The organism is Serratia sp. TSO36 (assembly GCF_057808395.1).
The window spans coordinates 1-975 of record NZ_JBJZOU010000033.1 but is presented as its reverse complement, the minus strand read 5'-3'; the positions used below and the strand labels follow the sequence as shown (position 1 = coordinate 975).

The following is a 975-nucleotide window of genomic DNA, read 5'->3' as shown; positions in this document are numbered from 1 at the left end:
GCACGCTGCACAGTTCGCCGCGTTGGTAGATAAAACCGTAGCGGCGCTGGTCGAAGTCGGTGTACTGCGCCACGTTGTCGTCGTCATCCAGCCGCCACTCCGCGCGCTTGCCGTCGCCGCGCACCGCACTGCGGCGCCCACCGGCGAAGTCATAACCGAACTCCAGCGATTCTCCGGCGCTGTTGCGGTAGGCCGTCACGCGCGGCACGCCGTCGATCTCTTGCCATTGGTATTCGTTCAGCAGCCCGGCGGCGTCCTGGTGGCTGATCATCAGGCCGTCGCGCCAGCCGAAGCGGCGCGTTACCTCACCGGCGCGGTTGCTCACCGTCGTCAGTTGGCCCTGCTCATCGTAACCGTAGCGCGTCAGCGTCCGTTCGCCTTCGGCGGTTTGCAGCGCCACTTCGCGCAGGCGGCCCTGCGCATAACGGCACATCAGGCGCTGCCCGGCGCTGTCCACCAGTTCGCTCAGCAGCCCCTCGTCGTCGTAAAACAGCGAGGTGGCGTTGCCGATGGCGTCGGTGATCATGCTGAGCCGGCTCGGCTGATCGCCCGCCAGCGGCGGGTAATGGAAAATCTGTTCGCCGACGTCAAACAGCTGCCAGCTGCCGTCGTCGTTGTGCATCAGCCAGCATTTTTCGGCTTCGCAGTAGGTTTTGTGGCCGCGCGGCACCCTGGGGAAAGCGACGAAGTCGCCGGAAGGCGCGCGCCACACCAGGCCGTCCTGATACGGCTGCAGGCTGCTCTCCCAGAACAGGTTCCAGCCGCGGCCCAGAACGCCGTCGCCGGGGTTGCCGCTGCGCCAATAGCGCTGCCAGGCGACCGGCAGGCGCGAAGGCAGCACGAAATCGAGATCGTCTTCGCCGTCGAGGAATTTCTGGCCGCTGACGATATCCACCGGCCGGGCGATAATGCCGACGGCGGCGGTGGCGGTCATCAGGGTGCCGGCGCGGCAGGCGATGCGCGCCAGCTTGTTGA

General features: G+C 66.7%; 1 protein-coding gene. It reads right to left on the bottom strand.

From position 1 onward, the window contains the following. Window positions 1-975: DUF6531 domain-containing protein (locus ACK3CV_RS25290; protein ID WP_489009922.1), on the bottom strand; the 975-nt coding region annotated here is incomplete at both ends.